Annotated in this window: 16 protein-coding genes and 8 tRNA genes; 8 read left to right on the forward strand and 16 right to left on the reverse strand. The window is 58.4% G+C overall.

From position 1 onward, the window contains the following. Positions 1–122 precede the first annotated feature (122 nt). Positions 123–1,082, reverse strand: a complete 960-nt coding sequence (locus F7P80_RS06150; protein ID WP_058880223.1) for a Bug family tripartite tricarboxylate transporter substrate binding protein — start codon at positions 1,080–1,082, stop codon at positions 123–125. Between the two features lie 142 nt (positions 1,083–1,224). On the opposite strand from F7P80_RS06150, the gene F7P80_RS06155 reads away from it, so the two are divergent. The 3 genes from F7P80_RS06155 (at position 1,225) to F7P80_RS06165 (ending at position 4,924) form a co-directional block, all read left to right on the forward strand. Beyond that, on the forward strand, positions 1,225–1,938 hold the full coding sequence (locus F7P80_RS06155) for a response regulator transcription factor (RefSeq protein WP_151043438.1): 714 nt from the start codon (positions 1,225–1,227) through the stop codon (positions 1,936–1,938). Continuing rightward, a complete protein-coding gene (locus tag F7P80_RS06160) occupies positions 1,935–3,350 on the forward strand; it encodes a sensor histidine kinase (protein ID WP_151043440.1) in 1,416 nt (471 codons plus the stop codon). The genes F7P80_RS06155 and F7P80_RS06160 overlap by 4 nt, the downstream gene beginning before the upstream one ends. Before the next feature lie 266 nt (positions 3,351–3,616). Further along, a complete protein-coding gene (locus F7P80_RS06165) occupies positions 3,617–4,924 on the forward strand; it encodes an NAD(P)/FAD-dependent oxidoreductase (RefSeq protein WP_054067193.1) in 1,308 nt (435 codons plus the stop codon). A gap of 25 nt (positions 4,925–4,949) precedes the next feature. On the opposite strand, the gene F7P80_RS06170 is transcribed toward F7P80_RS06165, so the two are convergent. Next, complete coding sequence (locus tag F7P80_RS06170) at positions 4,950–5,408, reverse strand: acyl-CoA thioesterase (protein ID WP_151043442.1); 459 nt, start codon at positions 5,406–5,408, stop codon at positions 4,950–4,952. A 263-nt stretch (positions 5,409–5,671) separates the two neighbouring features. On the opposite strand from F7P80_RS06170, the gene F7P80_RS06175 reads away from it, so the two are divergent. Together F7P80_RS06175 and F7P80_RS06180 are read left to right on the forward strand one after the other, a co-directional pair. Beyond that, a complete protein-coding gene (locus F7P80_RS06175; RefSeq protein WP_054067191.1) occupies positions 5,672–6,229 on the forward strand; it encodes a phasin family protein in 558 nt (185 codons plus the stop codon). Positions 6,230–6,481: 252 nt separating this feature from the next. After that, positions 6,482–7,240: a 3-hydroxyacyl-CoA dehydrogenase gene (locus F7P80_RS06180; RefSeq protein ID WP_054067190.1), complete on the forward strand. Its 759-nt coding sequence runs from the start codon at positions 6,482–6,484 to the stop codon at positions 7,238–7,240. Between the two features lie 105 nt (positions 7,241–7,345). Here the strand turns inward: F7P80_RS06180 and F7P80_RS06185 are convergent. The 14 genes from F7P80_RS06185 to folC all read right to left on the reverse strand — a co-directional run bounded on the left by F7P80_RS06185 (position 7,346) and on the right by folC (position 15,487). Beyond that, positions 7,346–7,422, reverse strand: a tRNA-Asp gene (locus F7P80_RS06185). A 47-nt stretch (positions 7,423–7,469) separates the two neighbouring features. Then, positions 7,470–7,545, reverse strand: a tRNA-Glu gene (locus F7P80_RS06190). Between the two features lie 40 nt (positions 7,546–7,585). Beyond that, a tRNA-Ala gene (locus F7P80_RS06195) sits at positions 7,586–7,661 on the reverse strand. Positions 7,662–7,665: 4 nt separating this feature from the next. Further along, positions 7,666–7,742: transfer RNA gene (locus F7P80_RS06200), tRNA-Asp, on the reverse strand. Between the two features lie 61 nt (positions 7,743–7,803). Further along, positions 7,804–7,879 (reverse strand) — tRNA-Glu (locus F7P80_RS06205). A 90-nt stretch (positions 7,880–7,969) separates the two neighbouring features. Next, positions 7,970–8,046 (reverse strand) — tRNA-Asp (locus F7P80_RS06210). Between the two features lie 57 nt (positions 8,047–8,103). Further along, positions 8,104–8,179: transfer RNA gene (locus F7P80_RS06215), tRNA-Glu, on the reverse strand. Between the two features lie 40 nt (positions 8,180–8,219). Then, positions 8,220–8,295 (reverse strand) — tRNA-Ala (locus F7P80_RS06220). Positions 8,296–8,355: 60 nt separating this feature from the next. After that, positions 8,356–9,762 carry a glutamate--tRNA ligase gene (gltX, locus tag F7P80_RS06225; protein WP_054066059.1) on the reverse strand — a complete coding sequence of 469 codons (1,407 nt, stop codon included), beginning with the start codon at positions 9,760–9,762 and terminating at the stop codon, positions 8,356–8,358. Next, complete coding sequence (locus tag F7P80_RS06230; protein WP_054066058.1) at positions 9,759–10,973, reverse strand: O-succinylhomoserine sulfhydrylase; 1,215 nt, start codon at positions 10,971–10,973, stop codon at positions 9,759–9,761. Before F7P80_RS06230 ends, gltX begins: the two co-directional genes overlap by 4 nt. 182 nt (positions 10,974–11,155) lie before the next feature. Beyond that, the gene (gene purF, locus F7P80_RS06235; protein WP_054066057.1) at positions 11,156–12,664 is read right to left on the reverse strand and encodes an amidophosphoribosyltransferase; all 1,509 of its coding nucleotides are present in this window, start codon (positions 12,662–12,664) and stop codon (positions 11,156–11,158) included. Between the two features lie 77 nt (positions 12,665–12,741). After that, complete coding sequence (locus F7P80_RS06240) at positions 12,742–13,233, reverse strand: CvpA family protein (RefSeq protein ID WP_054066056.1); 492 nt, start codon at positions 13,231–13,233, stop codon at positions 12,742–12,744. A 32-nt stretch (positions 13,234–13,265) separates the two neighbouring features. Continuing rightward, the gene (locus F7P80_RS06245; RefSeq protein WP_151043444.1) at positions 13,266–14,138 is read right to left on the reverse strand and encodes an SPOR domain-containing protein; all 873 of its coding nucleotides are present in this window, start codon (positions 14,136–14,138) and stop codon (positions 13,266–13,268) included. A gap of 23 nt (positions 14,139–14,161) precedes the next feature. Next, on the reverse strand, positions 14,162–15,487 hold the full coding sequence (gene folC, locus F7P80_RS06250) for a bifunctional tetrahydrofolate synthase/dihydrofolate synthase (RefSeq protein ID WP_151043446.1): 1,326 nt from the start codon (positions 15,485–15,487) through the stop codon (positions 14,162–14,164). A 47-nt stretch (positions 15,488–15,534) separates the two neighbouring features. On the opposite strand from folC, the gene F7P80_RS06255 reads away from it, so the two are divergent. The 3 genes from F7P80_RS06255 (at position 15,535) to ppnP (ending at position 17,253) form a co-directional block, all read left to right on the forward strand. Then, positions 15,535–15,903 carry an ArsC family reductase gene (locus F7P80_RS06255; protein ID WP_054066062.1) on the forward strand — a complete coding sequence of 123 codons (369 nt, stop codon included), beginning with the start codon at positions 15,535–15,537 and terminating at the stop codon, positions 15,901–15,903. Positions 15,904–16,033: 130 nt separating this feature from the next. Next, positions 16,034–16,846: a glycine zipper 2TM domain-containing protein gene (locus tag F7P80_RS06260; protein ID WP_151043448.1), complete on the forward strand. Its 813-nt coding sequence runs from the start codon at positions 16,034–16,036 to the stop codon at positions 16,844–16,846. Between the two features lie 89 nt (positions 16,847–16,935). Next, positions 16,936–17,253 (forward strand): pyrimidine/purine nucleoside phosphorylase, encoded by a 318-nt coding sequence (gene ppnP, locus F7P80_RS06265; RefSeq protein WP_054066052.1) that lies wholly within the window; start codon positions 16,936–16,938, stop codon positions 17,251–17,253. Position 17,254 lies beyond the last annotated feature (1 nt).

Here is a 17,254-nt window from a genome sequence, read left to right on the forward strand (position 1 = left end):
CTTTTTTGAGCAAAAAGTGCCCCTAGCGCTTATCCAGCAAGCGCTAGCAGCTATCAAGAACAGAGTAATTAAAAAGGGGGAACAGCCCCGTCCTGCCTCCGAACAGGGGCTTGCCTATCGCCTTACACCATGCCTGCGCTGGTCATGATTTCGCGCAGATTCTTGAACTCCTGGTCCACAAAGCTGGCAAAAGCATCACCAGCCAGCCATGCTGGTGTCCACTCGTTCTTCTTGAGCGACTCCTGCCAGGAAGCGCTCTGCACGGCTTTTTCGAGCTTGGTGATCAGAGCATCACGCTGTTCACGGGTGATGCCGGGGGCACCATAAACGCCGCGCCAGTTACCGATTTCCACATCAATGCCCTGCTCCTTGAGCGTGGGAATGTCGATGCCTGGCAGGCGTTCGGCAGAGGTCACGCCAATCGGCTTCATCTTGCCTGTGGCGATGTACTCCGCAAATTCGCTGTAGCCACTGCCACCCACGGTGACGTTGCCACCCAGAATGGCAGAAATGGCCTCGCCGCCCCCACGGAAAGCCACGTAATTGATCTTGGCCGGATCTACCCCCACGGCCTTGGCAATCATGCAGGCGGCAATGTGCTCGGTCGAGCCTCGCGAGCCGCCGCCCCACTTGACGCTGCCCGGGTCTTTCTTGAGCTGTGCAACTACCTCGTCCATGGTCTTGAAGGGTGAGTTGGCTGGCAGCACGAACACGTTGTATTCGCTGGTGATACGTGCCAGCGGCGTAGCCTGCTGCAGCGATACAGGCGGCTTGCCCGTGATGATGCCACCCAGCATCACCGCCCCCATGACCATCAAGGCGTTGGGATCCCCCTTGCTGCCGTTGACGAACTGCGCCAGACCAATGGCACCAGCCGCACCCCCCTTGTTCTCATAGGTCACCGTAGAGGCTACACCGGCATCCTGCAGCGCCTTGCCAAGCGCTCGCCCCGTCGTGTCCCAGCCGCCACCGGGGTTAGCGGGCAGCATCATCTTCATGGCAACAGCCTGTGCCTGTGCCTGTGGAAGCAGTCCAGCGGCAGCCAGCGCTGCCATGCTCTTCAGAAAGGTATCGCGACGCATGGATGTGTCTCCTTGTTGTAGCTTGCATGTGCACTGCCCATGATGGCTGTGAACGCTGTCAAACGGCTGTCCTGTTTGCTCAGTGCAAACCCGAAGGGGTGATGCAGCTCAGATACAGCGCTGCAGTGCTAACGTGCACCACATGCATATTCTTTTGGTAGAAGACGACAGCGCCATGCGCACCAGCCTGCAGCGCGCCCTGACGCGCCGCGGCATGCAGGTAAGCACATGTGCCGATGGTCATCAGGCCCCTGCGCGCTGGCAGGAGCTCCAGCCAGATGTGGTCGTGCTGGACCTGAGCCTGCCTGGTCAGGATGGGCTACAGATTCTGGCGGCCATGCGCGCGCAGCAGTGCCGCACGCCGGTGATGATTCTTACGGCCCGAGGCACCGTGGGTGACCGCGTGCTAGGGCTGAACACGGGCGCCGATGACTATCTGTCCAAGCCCTTTGACCTGGATGAGCTGGAAGCACGGCTGCATGCCCTGGTACGCCGCACGGCAGCAGCCACAGCTACACCTGCGGCAGATGGTCCTGTGACCGTATTTGGCAATCTGCGGCTGGACCAGCATGACGGTGCCATCTACCACCTGGGCGCACCCATGGACTTCACCCCGCGTGAACGTGCCCTTATGCAGGCACTGCTGGGCAAGCCCGGTCAGGCTATTGCCAAGGAGCGCCTGTATGCCCAGGTCTTTCCGGGCGCACAGGATGTGCAATACGAGGCCATTGAAGTCGTGGTCTACCGCCTGCGCAAGAAACTGGCGGGTACCGGGGTGGATCTGGTCACACTTCGCGGTCTGGGCTATCTGCTGCGTCTGTCAACCTCGCGGTCTACCTCTGCGCCCCAGCCATGAACTCCCCAAGCTTGCCCGCCTGGTCGCTGCGTACCCGCCTGCTGGCAGGGATTTTGCTGCCCATATTGCTCTGCATCAGCTGGAACACCTGGGTGGTCTACCACGAAGCGCTGGGTGCTCTGCACACCGCCTATGACCGCACCCTGCTGGCTTCAGCCAAGACCATTGGCGAGCAGCTGGATGTGCAGGGCTACGAAGCACATGCCACCATCAACGCCACCGTACCCTACTCAGCGCTGGAAGCCTTCGAAGCCGACACCCAGACCCGTATGTTCTATCGCGTCTCCACCCTCAGTGGTGAGATGGTGTCGGGCTTTCCCGATCTTCCCCTGTGGCAAGGCCAGCTTCCACAGCAGCCGCCTTACGCCGCACTGGTGGATTTTTATGACAGCGAGTACCGCGACCGCCCAGTGCGCATGGCCGTGCTGCTGCAGCCTGTTGCCAGCGCAACCGGACGCAGCATGGCCATCATTCAGGTAGCAGAAACTCTGCAGCTGCGCGAAAACCTGGCGCTGGAGCTGCTGGGCCAGACCCTGTGGCAACACGCTGTACTGCTGATCTTGGTCACGCTGACGGTGCTGCTGGTTGTGCACCGCGTCACCCGCTCGGTCCGCGTGGTCGGAGAAGCCATGGGCCAGCGCCCACAGGGCGATCTGCGCCCAGTCCCCTTGCATACGGTTCCACGCGAGCTGCGGCCTCTGCTTGATGGCACCAACCGCATCATGGAGCGCCTGCGTGGCCTGCTGCACGACCAGAAACGCTTTGTGCGCGATGCCTCGCACCAGTTGCGCACACCACTGGCCGTGCTCAAGGTACAGGTCCAATCCGCCCGACGTGGTGATGTACCCCCCATGCTGGCACTGGAAGAAATCGAAGGTACGGTAGACCGTGCTACAGAATTGGCCAACCAGATGCTGGCACTGGCCAAAGTCGAGCAGCTCCGTGAGCAACCCCGTGAATGCCTGGCCTGGGATGCGGTAGTGCGAGAGGTCAGCCTTGACCTCGCACCTCTGATTGCAGACAAAGACCTGGACTTTGTGCTGGAAGCTGATACCCCCGTCATGGTCCAGGCCCATGCCTGGATGCTGCGCGAGCTGGTGCGCAATCTGCTGCACAACGCTGTACGCCATGCGCCAGCGCACAGCAGCCTGCTCATCAAGCTATCACTGAATGCACAGCAGCAGGCACAGCTGTATATCGCTGATGAAGGACCTGGATTGAGCAAAGCGCTGCAGGAGCACCTGTACCAGCCATTCGTCAGCCATGGCGAACACCAGGGATTCGGCCTGGGCCTGGCACTGTGCCACGACATCGTGCATGCCCTTGGCGGCACGCTGGAGTTGCGCAACCGAAGCGCTGCTGGACTGGAAGTCCTGGCCTGCCTGCCACAGGCCAGACCAGACATGGTCTGAGCCTCAACATCTGAAAAACCTTACAGGCAGCCATGGCTTGAACGTGCCATTGTTGTTCTGTGGTGTTGTACGGGATCAGGACGTGCGCCAACGCTTTGTGCTCAGCTATCTATTCCGAAGCACTCTTTTATCAGACATAAATCCCAAGATAAGCCAATAATTACAAGCGCTTCAAGCTACAAAAAAAGTAGTCAGAATTCCGTCCTGCAGTGCATAGCACCCATACAAAAAAGCATAGATAACCAATTGCAGGCAAGGAATTGAACATGGGCTTGGAAAAGCAGAAAGCGCCAGCGCGCATCGTGGTCGTAGGTGGTGGTGTAGCAGGGCTGGAAATCGCCTCGGCACTGGGCAAACTCAAGGATGCGCACATTGGTTCCGTCACCCTGGTCGACGCGGACTCCGCCCATGTCTGGAAGCCCATGCTGCACACCATTGCCGCAGGCACCCGCGACCTGGCCCAGCAGCAGACCACCTACCTCGCTCAGGCTACGGATGCCCACTTTGCCTACCAGCCTGGAGCCATGTCAGGCCTGGATCGTGAACGCAAGGAGATCATTCTCGACCCCATCGTCGCTGAAGATGGCCGCGAGGTAGTGCCCACTCGCCGCCTTGCCTACGACAAGCTGGTGATTGCAGTGGGGAGCGGTGCCAACGACTTTGGCACACCCGGTGTGCTGCAGCACTGCTACATGATCGATTCACGCCGCAAGGCCGATGAGTTCAACCGCGAAATCCGCCTGCGCATGCTGCGCTGCATGACCGAAGGGGAAACGCTGCAGGTCGCCATCGTCGGCGCAGGTGCGACCGGCGTAGAGTTGGCAGCAGAGTTGGTGCAGCTGTCTGAGAGCGCGGAAGCCTACGGCGCGCTGGGCAAGGCAGCCAAGTTCCAGATCGTGCTGATCGAGGCTGGTCCACGCATCCTGCCCAGCTTCCCCGAAGAAATTTCTATTGCCACACAAACCCGGCTGGAGAAACTGGGAGTGCGTGTGCTGACTAATCGAAAGGTACAGGCCGCACATGCTGCTTCACTGGTACTGGACGGTGACGAGCAAATTCCTGCGGGACTGAGCGTCTGGGCCGCAGGCGTCAAGGCACCCGACTTTCTGTCTACCCTTGGCCTGCCCACCACCCGCGGTAATCAACTGATCGTCAATGATGATCTGCAGACTGCAGACCCTGATATCTATGCCGTCGGTGACTGCGCCAGCTACACCCTTCCCGGAGAAACGCAGCCACTGCCTCCTACTGCTCAGGTTGCCCACCAGCAGGCACGCTATCTGATCGAGCTGTTTCCCAAGATGCTGGCCTGCCCCCATGCCTATAACGGCACAGGCTTTGCCTATCGCGACTTCGGCGCGCTGGTATCGCTGGCCCACTATGACGCCTACGGCTCTCTGGGCAAGTTTGGCCTGTTCAACGGTGGGCTGATTCGCGGACGGCTGGCCATGCTCAGCCACATCTGGCTGTATCGCTCTCACCAGGCACGCCTTTACGGCTTCTGGCGCGGGGGACTGCTGTGGCTGGTGGACATGATGAATTCACGCCTGCGCCCCACTATCCGTTTAGATTAATAACACCGCGCGCTGGAGGAACTGACTACGAGACCACCAGCGGTTCCAGCGTCTGTCGCAACGCAGCAGGCAATGCACAGGGACGGCGTGTTTCCCGGTGCACATAGACGTGCACAAAGTGCCCGGCCGCCGCCGTCTGAGCTTCCCCCTGCGCAAACAGTCCGATTTCATACCGGACACTGCTGCTGCCCAGGCGGGCTACGCGAAGACCTGCTTCAACCATCTGAGGAAATGCCAGGGGGGCAAAGTAGTTGCACTGCGTCTCCACCACCAGGCCAATGGTTTCACCTGCGTGAATATCCAGCGCCCCAGCTTCAATCAGAAACGCATTGACTGCCGTATCAAACCAGCTGTAGTAGACGACATTGTTTACATGTCCATAGATATCGTTGTCTGCCCAGCGGGTAGGAATACTGCGGAACACACGATACGCACTCCGTGACTGAGGAGCAGGCCTGCTGGTAGATGAAGTGTCTGATGTCATGCCTGCATTCTCTGCAGGCGCAATGCATCAACGTGTACCCGGGCGACATCGTCGCCCTGATGCGACACTTTCACACCGCATCTGTCGCAAACACACGCAATTAGCGACCTTTTTCACCATTGATACTGCTTTTTGTTGCAGCGCAGCAAAAACTGCTTGCAGCAATCACTGCTTTGCTCAAAAATCCTCTGCATGCTGCATTGCAACATGAATTTGAAAGATGCAGCTGCTCACCTGTCCCCCATTCAACGGAGTACACGACCATGGCACTGACACCTGAACAAATTGCTGCTGCACACAAGGCAAATCTCGAAACCCTGTTTGGCCTGACCAACAAGGCTTTTGAAGGCGTGGAGAAGATTGTGGAACTGAACATGGCTGCTACACGTGCAGCGTTGTCTGAAGCTGCCAGCCACAGCCAGGCTCTGTTGAATGCCAAGGACATTCAGGAGCTGGTCACTCTGCAAACCAGCCTGTTCCAGCCTCTGGCTGAAAAAACGGCGGCTTACAACCGTCACCTGTACAACATCGCTACCAGCACTTCTGCCGAAGTCAGCAAGGCGCTGGAAAGCAAGGCCAGCGAATTTCAGCAGAGCTTCAACAATCTGGTGGACTCCACTGCAAAGAACGCTCCAGCCGGCTCGGAAACCGCTGTAGCCATGATGAAGAGCGCAGTCTCTGCTGCCAACAATGCTTTTGAAAGCGTACAAAAAGCGGTAAAGCAAGCTTCTGACCTGGTGGACGCTAACCTGAAGGCCGTCGCCGCAACAGCAACCACCACAGCAGCACCTGCAGCCTCTTCCAGCAAGGCCAAAGCCTGATATTTCCTGATGCTTCGATAACCATTGGACAACTTCTAGGGTTTACCCTATAATTCGAAGCATCAACCAGTTCACTGGTTACCAGTTGTCTCCTTGGATCCTCTTGAAACCCCCGTTTCTTGGATCCCTTTAAACCCGGTTTTCACAAACCGGGTTTTTTTTCGTCCCTACATAGCTGCACTGACTGGTCTTTACTTGGCCGCCCTTTCATAATTGACGTTTACGTCAAAGAGAATCCAAGGAGCATAAAGCATGGAAATACAGGGCAAGGTATTTATCGTCACCGGTGGTGCATCAGGCCTGGGAGAAGGCACAGCACGCATGCTGGCAGCCCATGGTGCCAAGGTCATCATTGCAGACATGCAGCAGGAAAAAGGCCTGGCCGTAGCCAATACCATTGGCGGCATATTCGTGCCATGTGATGTCAGCAGTGAGGCCGATGGCCAGGCTGTCGTCCAGCAAGCGACTCGTGCAGGCATGCTTGCAGGCCTGGTCAATTGCGCCGGCATTGCGCCCGCTGAAAAAACCGTAGGCAAAAGCGGGGCTCACAGCCTGGCGCTGTATCAGAAAGTGATTCAGGTCAACCTGATCGGCAGCTTCAATATGATTCGCCTGGCAGCCGAGGCGATGAGCAAGAACACGCCTGAATCCACTGGTGAACGCGGCGTCATCATCTCCACAGCCAGCATTGCGGCTTATGACGGACAAATAGGCCAGGCAGCCTATGCGGCTTCCAAAGGAGGTGTGGTAGGTATGACATTGCCGATCGCGCGTGATCTTGCACGCAACGGCATTCGCAACATGACGATCGCCCCCGGCATATTTGGGACACCCATGCTATTTGGCATGCCGCAGGAAGTACAGGATGCGCTGGCTGCAGGTGTTCCCTTCCCCAGCCGCCTGGGTACGCCCGAAGACTATGCCAAGCTGGTCAAGCACATCATTGAAAATGACATGCTCAACGGCGAAGTGATTCGCCTCGACGGTGCCATTCGCCTGGCCCCCAAATAAAGCACATGAACATGCATTGCAACAATGCCTCCTGCTGGAGGCATTTTTTATAAAAGCAAAAACAAAAAAGCCGTACTAATTTTTATTAGTACGGCTTTGTGTTTCTGGCGGAGTGGACGGGACTCGAACCCGCGACCCCCGGCGTGACAGGCCGGTATTCTAACCAACTGAACTACCACTCCTGGCAGGAAGCATTGCTAGCTTTTCTCAAGCACAAGCGCTTCAAACTTGGCGACCCTACGGGGATTCGAACCCCGGTACCCACCGTGAAAGGGTGGTGTCCTAGGCCTCTAGACGATAGGGTCAATCCTAGAACTTTCAGCATTACTGCTGACCGTTAAATTCTGGTGGAGGTAAACGGGATCGAACCGATGACCTCTTGCATGCCATGCAAGCGCTCTCCCAACTGAGCTATACCCCCAAACTGGCGGAGTGGACGGGACTCGAACCCGCGACCCCCGGCGTGACAGGCCGGTATTCTAACCAACTGAACTACCACTCCTGGCAGAAAACTTTGTGCTTCGTTGCTATTATTTTAGCAGCAAAACCAAGCGCTTCAAACTTGGCGACCCTACGGGGATTCGAACCCCGGTACCCACCGTGAAAGGGTGGTGTCCTAGGCCTCTAGACGATAGGGTCATAACCTAGAATCTTTGCTTTCGCACCGATTAAAAAAGCGCCCTTTACTTTCAAGGTGCTTATTTAATCGAACCGACTAAACAAACTAACTGGCGGAGTGGACGGGACTCGAACCCGCGACCCCCGGCGTGACAGGCCGGTATTCTAACCAACTGAACTACCACTCCGAGGAAAAAAGCAATTTATTTTTGCATTTTTTGCAAAAACCAAGTTGCTTTTTAACTTGGCGACCCTACGGGGATTCGAACCCCGGTACCCACCGTGAAAGGGTGGTGTCCTAGGCCTCTAGACGATAGGGTCAATCCTAGAACTTTCAGCATTACTGCTGACCGTTAAATTCTGGTGGAGGTAAACGGGATCGAACCGATGACCTCTTGCATGCCATGCAAGCGCTCTCCCAACTGAGCTATACCCCCTCTTGACAACACAACAATTGCTTGCTGTGTTGAGCGAAGAATTGAATTATAGATGGATTTTTAGCGATTTTTCAAACGCGAGAGAATTTTTTCGCGTCCGAGCAATTCCAGCACTGCATCCACCGATGGCGTATGGGCAGAGCCCACAGTCAGCACACGCACAGGCATAGCCAGTACAGGCATCTTCACGCCCTGGGCTTTGAGCACTTCTTTGATGGCTGCGGCAATCGCTTCCTTGTTCCACTCCACGGTTTCCATGGCTGCAGCAAATGCATCCAGGATGGGGTTGGCTGCTTCGGTTACGTGCTTGGCGTAGTCTTCGGCGTTGCGCTCAATGCTGTCCACATAGAACAGCTTGGCCCAGTTGGCCAGATCGACCAGGGTTTCGCAGCGGTCCTTGAACAGTGCACAGATACGTACCAAGCGGTCGTCCGCGTCCAGCAGGCTTTCAGCCACACCGGCCTTCACCACAAAAGGCTTGACCAGTGCAGCCAGCTTGGCGTCATCCGTCATCTTCAGGTGCTGGGCATTGACCCAGCGCAGCTTGGCTTCGTCAAACTGGCCAGCGCTGCGGCCCAGGTGATCCAGATTGAACCACTCCAGGAACTGCTGGCGCGAGAAGATTTCGTCGTCACCGTGGCTCCAGCCCAAACGTGCCAGATAGTTCACCATGGCGTCAGGCAGATAGCCTTCGTCACGGTACTGGGTCACGGCCTTGGCGCCATTGCGCTTGCTCATCTTTTCGCCCTGCTCGTTCAGCACGGTAGGCAGGTGGGCAAAGGTAGGCACGGCTGCACCCAGGGCTTCAAAGATGTGGATCTGGCGAGGGGTGTTGTTCACGTGGTCGTCACCGCGGATGACGTGGGTGATGCCCATGTCCATATCGTCAACGCACACGCAGAAGTTGTAGGTGGGCGTGCCATCAGGACGTGCGATCACGAGGTCGTCGAGTTCCGAGTTCTGGAATTCGATACGGCCCTTGCACTTGTCATCCCAGCCCACGACACCGGTCTTGGGTGTCTTGAAGCGCAGCACGGGCTTGACGCCTTCGGGGATGGGGGGTAGCACCTTGCCCTCTTCTGGACGCCAGGTACCGTCGTAGCGGGGCTTTTCCTTGTTGGCCATCTGCTTTTCACGCAAAGCGTCCAGCTCTTCCATGCTCATGTAGCAGGGATAGACATAGCCTTTTTCCTGCAGCTGGGCCAGCACTTCCTTGTAGCGGTCCATGCGCTGCATCTGATAGAAGGGACCTTCGTCGTGGTCCAGCTCCAGCCACTTCATGCCTTCCAGAATCACATCCACGGATGCCTGGGTCGAGCGCTCCAGGTCGGTGTCTTCAATACGCAGAATGAAGTCACCGCCATTGGCACGGGCAAATGCCCATGGGTACAGCGCCGAGCGGATGTTGCCCAGGTGAATAAAGCCAGTGGGCGAAGGTGCAAAACGGGTACGTACTTTTTGTGTCATTGGTAGGTGTCCAGTCCGCGAGACAGATCAGCCTTGATATCGTCCAAGTGCTCCAGCCCCACGGAGATACGAATAAGTCCCTGACCCAGACCTGCAGCTTGACGCTGCTCCTCAGTCAGGCGGCCATGCGAAGTGCTGGCGGGATGGGTGATGGTGGTCTTCACATCGCCCAGGTTAGCCGTAATGCTACACACTTGGGTATGGTCGACAACGTGGAAGGCGTTCTTGCGCAACTGCTCAGGGGTATCGCCCTTGACGTCAAAGGACAGCACCGCACCGCCCATGCCGTTTTGCTGGCGCATGGCCAACTCGTGCTGCGGGTGGCTCTTGAGGCCGGGGTAGTACACACGCGCCACCTTGGGGTGGGCCTCCAGCCACTGGGCCAGCTCCAGCGCAGCAGCGCTTTGCGCCTTCACGCGCAGTGACAGAGTCTCCAGGCCCTTCATTACCGTCCAGGCATTGAAAGCCGCTGCATTCAGGCCGCCGCTGCGCAGGAAAGTGCCCATGACCTTGTCCACCAAAGCGATGGAGCCGCAGACCGCGCCAATCATGGTGCGACCTTGGCCATCAAGGAACTTGGTGCCCGAGTGTACGACCACGTCCGCACCCAGCTTGGCGGGCTGCTGCAGGATAGGAGTGGCAAAGCTGTTGTCCACCGCCAGCAGCGCACCGTGGGCATGGGCCAGTTCGGCCAGCGCAGCGATGTCGCACAGGTCTGTCAGCGGGTTGGTGGGGGTTTCGGCAAAGAACAGGCGCGTATTGGGCTTGATCGCCGCCTTCCACTCATTGATGTCGGTCTGCGACACAAAAGTGGTTTCCACACCAAAACGAGCCATTTCCGTGCCGAGCAGCTTGATGGTGGAGCCGAACATGGAGCGCGAGCACACCACGTGGTCACCTGCCTTGAGCGTGGTCAGCGCCACCAGCAGGATGGCCGACATGCCCGTCGTGGTGGCCACGGCGCACTCCGTGCCTTCCATGGCTGCCAGGCGCTTTTCAAAGCTGGTGACGGTGGGGTTGGAGGTGCGGCTGTAGGTATAGCCCTCTTCCTGCGCAGCAAAGCGACGGGCTGCGGTTTCGCAGTCGGGCTGGATGAAGCTGCTGGTCATGTACAGCGCTTCGCAGTGCTCGCCCCACTGGCTGCGGGGCAGCGCCTCGCGTACGGCCAGGGTTTCAGGGTGCAGACCTTGTGGGAGTGTTTTCTCGGTCACGACGGCTATTCCTCTATCAAACTGAATGCAGCATCCTATTCAAGGCATGCTCAATAAAAAAAGGAGCATCTAGCGCTTGATCTGTGGGCATTTCAATATCAAAACACTTTGAAATGCTTGCCAGATCTGCGCTAGCAGCTCCTTTTATTGTGATACCGGGCTTATGACGCCCAGTTTAGAACTTATTGCTCCTGGGCGTTAGGCAAGGACAGACGAGAGGTATCCACATCGGACTCCTCACCGCCTGCATTGCGCCCTTCGTTCAGCGCAGTCACTTCTGCGTCCGAAATGTCGCCGGTGATGTAGGTGCCATCAAAGCACGATGCCTCAAAGCCATTGACTGCAGGGTTGATCTTGCCAATGGTCTGCTTCATGGCTTCCACGTCCTGGTAGATCAGTGCATCGCAGCCAATCACTTCGCGGATTTCTTCCACGCTGCGACCGTTGGCCACCAGCTCAGACTTGGTAGGCATGTCAATACCGTAGACATTGGGATAGCGCACCGGAGGCGCAGCAGATGCCAGATACACCTTCACAGCACCGGCGTCACGCGCCATCTGCACGATTTCCTTGGAGGTGGTGCCACGCACGATGGAGTCGTCCACCAGCAGCACGCGGCGGCCCTTGAACTCGCTGCTGATGGCATTGAGCTTCTGGCGCACGGATTTCTTGCGTGCCGCCTGACCGGGCATGATGAAGGTGCGGCCCACGTAGCGGTTCTTCACAAAACCTTCGCGGTAGGGCTTGCCCAGCAGCTGCGCCAGTTGCATGGCGCTGGGGCGGCTGGATTCTGGGATAGGAATGACCGCATCAATCTCATCAGGCGCAACGGTGGAGATCACGCGCTTGGCCAGGGTCTCGCCCATGTTCAGGCGTGCCTGGTAGACCGAGATGCCATCGATGGTGGAGTCCGGACGCGCCAGATAGACGTACTCGAACACACAGGGGTAGAGCTGGCTGTTTTCAGCGCACTGCTCGGTGTGGACGGTGCCATCATTGGCGATGAATACGGCCTCGCCGGGAGCAATATCGCGCTCAAAGGTGTGCAGCGTGCCTTCCAGCGCCACAGATTCGCTGGCCAGCATGTAGGTACCGTCTGCACCGCGGCCCATGCACAGGGGGCGAATGCCGAAGGGGTCACGGAAGGCCAGCAGACCGTAACCTGCGATTAGCGCGATCACGGCATACGAACCCTTGATGCGCTTGTGCACGGCGCGCACCGCCTTGAACACCTCATCAGGCGTCAAGGGGGCACCACTGGAAGCACGGCCGATTTCGTGCGCCAGCACGTTGAGCAGCACTTCGGAGTCGCTCTCGGTATTGGTGTGGCGGTGGTCGGTAGATGCCAGCTCTTCGCGCAGCTGCTTGGCGTTGGTCAGATTGCCGTTGTGCACCATGACGATGCCAAACGGAGCATTCACGTAGAAGGGCTGCGCCTCCTCTTCGCTGGAGGCATTGCCTGCCGTAGGGTAACGTACCTGACCCAGGCCCACATTGCCAGGCAGGGCGCGCATGTTACGAGTGCGGAACACATCCTTCACCATGCCCTTGGCTTTGTGCATGAAGAACTTGCGTTCCTGCTGAGTGACGATACCGGCAGCATCTTGGCCACGATGCTGCAGCAGCAGCAAGGCGTCGTAGATCAGTTGATTCACAGGCGTGGTGCTTACCACCCCGACGATTCCACACATAGTCGATTTCCATCTATGCGAGATTGCTCTCGCGGTCTTTGCTTGCAGACCATGCCGTTGGCACAGCCCTCACTCTCTCAGGTAGAAGGCAACCACCTTCCCCATTGCACGGACAGCGCGGGCAAGACACTTGCCACCGCGTCTGTTAACCATGGCGCTGCCTGCGATTGTGTCCACCAATCATGCTCACGCAGAGGTGTGGAAACTACGACCACCGCCAGCACCAAAATCAGTACAGCAGCGCGCAAAACGCCAAAAACCGCACCCAGCGTTCTATCAACAGGCCGCAAACCTACAAATTCCACGAGTTGCTTGGCCAGGGCACTGAGCAGCCCCCATGCAAACACAATCAGCACAAAGGCCAGCACAAAACCAGCACCGTATTGCACGGCTGGATCAAAACCATCCAGCGGCAGCCAGGCTGCCACATCTGCAGCAAACAGTCGTGCAACGAAAAAACCGACCACCCAACCAACGAGTGAAAACAGCTCAAAGACCAGACCACGCCACGCACCCAGCAGCATGGACACTACGAGGATGCCTAGCAGCACGCCATCCAGAACAGCCATGTTGTTTGCTTATCCTCGCGTTGCAATGATGCTCACAAAGTCAGCACCGACGCCGCCAGCCCCATGCCCTTGATGCGTGTGGCCGCCTTGTCTGCTTCATCACGTGACTCGAAAGGACCTACGCGCACACGGGTGCGCTTGCCATCCTTGGTTTCGATGACCTGCACATAAGTCTTCAGGCCTGCACGCTCGAGCTTGCCGCGCACCTCGGCAGCCTTGGAACCATCAGCAAACGCGCCCACCTGCACAATGAAGCGGCCTTGCTTGGAAGCTTTAGCCTTGGCCGGTGCTGCCGCAGCAGCCGGCGCTGGTGCAGGCGTGCGACCTTCCAGCAGCGCACGCACACGCTCAGCCTCGCTCACCGCGGGCTTGGGACGTTCGGGCTGGGGCTCAGGCTTGACTTCCTGCTTGGGCTCGGGTTTGGGTTCCGGCTTGATTTCAGGTTTAGGCACTGGCACTGTGGCAGGAGCTGCAGGCTCAGGCACCAGACGCGGAGGCTCTGGCGGCTTGGGGACAGCCAAAGGCGCAGGCTCATTGCCAACCAGCTCCTCACCATCATCCAGAGCGGCATCAGGCACGAAGGGGGCAGCCCCGCCTGCGCCCTGTTCAGCGCGCAAACCTGTCTCGGTCTGCGCCTGATTCCCAGGCACCATCATGGGAGCGACTTCGTTGCGATCGGGGATTTCGATGGGCACATCCACGGGAATGGGACGTGGCTGGGTATCAAACAGAATAGGAAAGCCAATCACACCCAGCGCCACCAGGACGGCAGCACCGATGAGGCGATGCTGCGCCCGACGACGCATGTCCTCCACGCTCTCGGACTGAGCGAGCCGGGAACGCCGCACAGGCGTTTGCTCACTTTCCTTTTTCTGACCAGGCCAGCGGAATTTAAAAAGTGCCATGGATATGCGTCGCGCGGCGGACCTTATTCGCCCAAGTGTTTGGCATGCAGGCGAGGTGGCCCATCCTTCAAGACCTCACCTACCGTATAGAACGAGCCAAAAACTACGATTCTATCAGCCGGGTCTGCAGCCTCTACCGCTGCGCGCAGGGCTTCTTGCGGGTTCTGATACAAGTTAACAGGCACTTCACTTCGTGTAGCGCCTGCCACCATCTGCAGAGCGCTCCACTTTTGTTGCAAATTGGAAGCACTTTCTGCGCGCGGTGTGGGCAGGTCAGTGAAGTACCAGCGGTCGATCAGCGGCCCGACTTTGAGCAGCATAGGCGTCAGGTCCTTGTCTGCCATGGCACCGAACACCGCATGCGTCGTAGGAAAGTAGCCCATGGCATCCAGATTGGCGGTCAGCGCCGCCACGGAATGGGGGTTGTGCGCCACATCCAGCACCAGCGTGGGCTGGCCCGGAATGATCTGAAAACGTCCGGGCAGCTCCACCATGGCCAGGCCCGTGCGCACGGCCTGCGCAGTCACAGGCACCAGCTGGCGCAGCGCCTCATATGCCGCCAGCACGCCCGATGCATTCATGAGCTGGTTGGCACCACGCAAGGCCGGATAGGACAGCCCGGCATAACGACGGCCACGCCCTGCCCAGCCCCACTGCTGGCGGTCACCCTCATAGTTGAAGTCATGGCCGAAGCGCCAGAGGTCTGCGCCGATCTCGGCCGCGTGATCGAGCACGCTCTGCGGAGGCACGGGGTCGCTCACGATCACAGGTCGGCCTGGACGCATGATGCCGGCCTTCTCGCGGCCAATGGTTTCGCGGTCATTACCCAGAATGGCGGCGTGGTCGATATCGATGCTGGTGATGACGGCGCAGTCAGCATCCACCACGTTCGTAGCGTCGAGCCTGCCGCCCAGGCCCACTTCCAGAATGGCGACATCCAGCTTGGACAGACTCAGCATGCGCAGGATGGCCAGCGTGGTGAACTCAAAATACGTCAGCAGGATTTCTTCACCCTGCAGGCGTGCGGCTTCCACGGCTTCAAAGTGCGGCAGAAAGTCCTCCGCCTTGGCGATTTCACCGTGAATGCGGCAACGCTCCTCAAAATGCACCAGGTGTGGCGAGGTATAGACGCCGGGCTTATAGCCCGCCTGCAGGGCCACGGCCTCCAGCATGGCACAGGTAGAGCCCTTGCCGTTGGTGCCAGCCACCGTAATGACGGGGCAGTCAAACTTCAACGCCATGCGCTGCGCGACTTCGCGTACACGCTCCAGGCCCATGGCAATGTTCTGTGGATGAATTTGCTCGCAGTGCGCAAGCCACTCGGGAAGTGTGGAAAAAGTGCTGTGCATACAGTTCGTGATTGTCGCGCACCCACACATGCATCATCATCTGCACCATGAGTACCACCAAGATTATTCGTGTTTACGGCATCCCCAACTGTGACACAGTGAAAAAAGCACGCGCCTGGCTGACAGCACAGGGACTGGACTACGAATTCCACGACTTCAAGAAGCTGGGCGTAACCGCCGAGCAACTCGCAACCTGGATGCAGGCCGTAGGCTGGGAAAAGCTGACCAACCGCCAGGGCACGACCTGGCGCAAGCTCGATGCTGCCGTGCAGGCCCAGGTGACCGATGCCGCCTCTGCCGCCGCCTTGCTGCAGGAGCACACCAGCATCATCAAGCGCCCCGTCGTAGAGTGGATGGATGGCCGCATCACCGTAGGTTTCAAGGCCGAAGACTGGGCTGCCAGCCTGAACGCCTGAGGCATTGACACGCTCCTCTGGCTTTACGCAAGTTTTACCAGCCCTGCACACAGGCTTGGGCGCCCTCCTCTACACTGCCTCCAACATCTGTGAAGTGCAGCTTCATGGACTGAGCAAGGAGTGATGAGATATGGGAAGCAAACACTGGATCGGTGCTGCCATGGCCGCCGGGCTGGCATGTAACCTGGCCTGGGCGCAGGAGCAGGTGCGAGCCCATGTGATCTCTGCAGTGCCCGTCATGCAGCAGGTTGCCGTGCCGCAGCAGCTATGTGACAACGAAGAGGTCTACACCGGCCAGCGTGTCACAGGCACAGGCGCCGTTGTGGGTGCCGTGATTGGCGGCCTGGCTGGCAATGCTCTGGGGCACGGCAGTCGCCACGGCCCACATGGCTACTACCAGCCCTCGACCCGCGGGCCCAGCACCGTAGTCGGTGCAGTGGCAGGGGGACTGATTGGCAACAGCATAGAAAGCGCCTACGGCCAGCCCAATTACGAAACCGTGCACCGCTGCACCAATACCACCCGTTATGAAAACCACACCGTCGGCTACGACGTGAGCTATGAGTACGCCGGCCAGCGCTACCACACCCAGCTGGACTATGACCCCGGTCCATGGCTTGATGTAACAGTACAGCCCAAGGGCAGCTACTCATCGTCTTCTGCCAGTACAGGCATCAGCTATACAGGCCCTGGCAGCGTCTACCAGAGCGCTCCTGCGGGTGTGACAGTCACCACCAACAGCATTGAGTACATGCCGCCGCCCGTGCCCATCGTCATTGGTGTCAACGCTGGTGGCTATGCGCCACCACCTCCCGGGTATCGCCCCCCGCCACCTCCTCCCGGCTACTTTCCACCCCCAGCCTATGGCCAGAGGCCACCTCCACCGCCAGGCTGGCGCCCTCCCCCACCTTCAGGGCCACATTCCCCACCGCACTGGCGTTGAATCTGCGCTGCACTGCGCGAACCCCGCAGCACAGCGCAGCTGGCCTAAAATGGCTAGCTTCAATCCAACTTCAGCGACTACGCGTTCACATGACAACCGAGCAGTTCTCCGGCGTTACCCTGACGACCAAGGCCAATGTCTACTTTGACGGCAAGTGTGTCAGCCACAGCTTCACCCTGGCCGACGGCACCAAGAAGTCCGTGGGCGTGGTACTTCCCGCTACTTTGACTTTTGGCACAGCTGCTGCAGAAATCATGGAATGCGTAGGCGGCTCCTGCGAATACAAGCTCGATGGCACAGACGAATGGAAGACTTCCACCGTGGGTGAAAGCTTTCATATTCCCGCCAATTCCAAGTTTGATATCCGCGTGACCGAGGCCTACCACTACATCTGCCACTACGCTTGAT

The sequence above is a fragment of the Comamonas kerstersii genome (genome assembly GCF_008801935.1).
In the GTDB taxonomy this organism is placed as follows: domain Bacteria; phylum Pseudomonadota; class Gammaproteobacteria; order Burkholderiales; family Burkholderiaceae_C; genus Comamonas; species Comamonas kerstersii.